Here is a 2,612-nt window from a genome sequence, read left to right on the forward strand (position 1 = left end):
TAAGTGTGGTGATGATGGCTTGAAGGATACACCTGTTCCCATGCCGAACACAGAAGTTAAGCTTCAACACGCCAAAAGTAGTTGGGGGATCGCTCCCTGCGAGGATAGGACGTTGCCACGCTTGATGCTGACTTAGCTCAGTTGGCAGAGCACGTCACTAGTAATGATGAGGTCGGAGGTTCGAATCCTCTAGTCAGCATTTTATAACAGTGAAAAGCCTGTATTAACAACGTTTAACGTTGCTAGTACAGGTTTTTTTGTGGTCCTTTTGGTAGGTGTTTTAACACGTTTCTTAACACACAATGATATTAAAAGAAACTTTTTGAAAATTGAAGCCTTGTAAACGTTGGTATACCAACGTTGGTCGCGTGTTAAAACGTGTTAAGATATTAAAGAATTGGGTTGTTTTACTCAGTTTAAGAAAAAAAGCTGATTTGAATCAAATATATTATAAAATTTATTTTAATTATAAAGATTATTGTGGTAATGCAATGATGCAGGTTTGGTAGTTCCTTGGTAAGATAAATGGTAGTGATTTAAATGGTTTACCCAAACGGATTAAACGCTAATCATTGTTCCCTAAATACTTGGCTTAATGCCTCGAATCTGTTGATAAAGAAACAGATTGGAACCTATATAAGAGTGTAGACTGGTCTTTGATACCAGTCTTTTTTCTACTCAAAGTCAAGTCATATCAATATTTAGTTACTGTTTTGAGCTGCCTTTTTATTATACTGGATTTCTAGGTACCTGGTCAAAAAAATAATCAGACCCGGTACCAATTAAATAGTGATCATATTGGGAGACTAATTCATCGTCAATTTAATTTGGTACCGGGCTTCAAAAAAGTGAGGCCTGGTATACTAATATAGCAACATACCAAGTTTTTTATTTGAATTTGTGTGTTATATGTCATACAATACAGGTGAGGTGATAAGTATGGATTCAAGAGTAGATAGTAGGGTCCCAGTTGATGTTAAAGAACGGGCAAGCAAGGAATTAGCTGCACACGGTTTATCCATTTCAAGTTTTATCCGAATGATGTTATCATCAGTTGCTAACGATGGGCTCCCTAAGTATTGGGGAATCCCAAATGCCCAAACAATGTCATCAATTGATGAAGTTATTGATGATATGAAAAAGCCCCACTTAAAGGGAGCTTCTTCTTATGATGAATTGGAGAAACTATTAAATGAGTAAGGTGATTCCTACAGGCAGATTTAAAAAGCAACGTAAAAAGGTAAAAAAGAATCCACGATGGCACAATATTTTCTATGGTGAGGTGCCGTTTGAAAATGATCACCGTTCACCTTGGAGATATGTTATTGAGTGCTTTTTAAATGACCAAACAATACCCGATTATTTTTATGAGCATCCAATTACGTTAACTAAACAGCAACGGCAGGAAATAAGAAATAGATTTGGTGATTTGACTGATCTTAAAATCAGAGGATTAGATTTACATTTTGATGGTCACAATGGAGATCACTTACTCCTTTATATTCGAACAAATAAGAATACAGTTTATTTGACAGGAATTGGTACTCATTCGGATCTTTTTTAACTTGCTGCGCCATACCTAGATACTACAGAATGATCCGTAGGAATCTAAGAAATAGTAGTAGGATTTAGTACCTGGTCAAAAAATAATCAGACCCGGTACCAATTAAATAGTGATTATATTGGAAGACTAATTCTCAATAATTTCAGATATAGAGTGTTATATAGGTGGAGACAACATAAAATATGTTTTAGTACGGGGCTTCATAGTTTTTAGGCTAGGTACTAATTCATTATTAATTTAATTTGGTGCCGGACTTAAAAAAGCGAAGTCTGAAGTAACCCCCCCATAGTTGGACAAGGAATTCCAACTATGGGGGTTACTATGAATAGGTTTAGTTTAGAAATTAAACTGAAAGCAGTTCAAATGTATTTATCGGGAATAGGCTCAACGACTATCGCCCGACGATTGGGTATAAGAAGTAAAGGTAAAGTATTAGTATGGATGGCTCGCTATCGAAAATATGGTGTTCAAGGCCTAGAAATTCGTTCACCAAAGTATGATTATGATGGTGATTTTAAGCTGAAAGTCTTAAAATGAAAAAAACAACACAAGGTTTCGTACTCACAAACAGCACTTCAATTTGACATTAGTAATCCAGGGACAATCGCAACCTGGCAAAAGAAGCTTAAAGAGCGTGGAATCGAGACCTTGTTCACTAGAAGAGGACGGGCAAAGCACATGACTACTAACCATAATCACCAAGCTAGTAAACAACTATCAGAGTTAGAACAGTTGAAAGCAGAGAATCGGGCTTTGAAAGTAGAGAACGAATACTTAAAAAACTCGACGCCTTAGTTCAACACCGCGGACAGTCAAAGAAGAATACCAAATCATCCAAGAACTAAGGCAAAAATTCGGATTTAGCTTAACGGAGATTCTACCATACACCGCCATTAAGCGAAGTACATTCTATTATCAAGCCCATCGCCACGAAGCCGGCTGCTGTGACGAACCGGAATTCCCAGGACACACCAATCAATATTGACGCCATCGAATCCGGCCATGTAAAGACGGGTGGTCAGCTGACAAACGCGAGCCAAGTGGTCAG

Annotated in this window: 3 protein-coding genes, 1 tRNA gene, 1 rRNA gene and 1 pseudogene; all 6 read left to right on the plus strand. The window is 37.4% G+C overall.

Annotated features, from left to right (window positions below):
* Window positions 1-4 precede the first annotated feature (4 nt).
* A 5S ribosomal RNA gene (gene rrf / locus HUK45_RS09065) occupies window positions 5-121 on the plus strand.
* A 5-nt stretch (window positions 122-126) separates the two neighbouring features.
* A tRNA-Thr gene (locus HUK45_RS09070) sits at window positions 127-199 on the plus strand.
* 740 nt (window positions 200-939) lie between these two features.
* On the plus strand, window positions 940-1,200 hold the full coding sequence (locus HUK45_RS09075) for a type II toxin-antitoxin system RelB/DinJ family antitoxin (protein ID WP_191912036.1): 261 nt from the start codon (window positions 940-942) through the stop codon (window positions 1,198-1,200).
* Window positions 1,193-1,564, plus strand: coding sequence for a type II toxin-antitoxin system RelE/ParE family toxin (locus HUK45_RS09080; protein WP_191912037.1), 372 nt, complete (start codon window positions 1,193-1,195; stop codon window positions 1,562-1,564). Before HUK45_RS09075 ends, HUK45_RS09080 begins: the two co-directional genes overlap by 8 nt.
* A gap of 309 nt (window positions 1,565-1,873) precedes the next feature.
* On the plus strand, window positions 1,874-2,101 hold the full coding sequence (locus HUK45_RS09085) for a helix-turn-helix domain-containing protein (RefSeq protein WP_191912038.1): 228 nt from the start codon (window positions 1,874-1,876) through the stop codon (window positions 2,099-2,101).
* Window positions 2,102-2,119: 18 nt separating this feature from the next.
* Window positions 2,120-2,359, plus strand: a pseudogene (locus tag HUK45_RS09840) (helix-turn-helix domain-containing protein); the annotation flags it as partial.
* Window positions 2,360-2,612: the final 253 nt, after the last annotated feature.

Origin of the sequence: Limosilactobacillus urinaemulieris (genome assembly GCF_014838745.1) — a bacterium.
GTDB lineage: Bacteria > Bacillota > Bacilli > Lactobacillales > Lactobacillaceae > Limosilactobacillus > Limosilactobacillus urinaemulieris.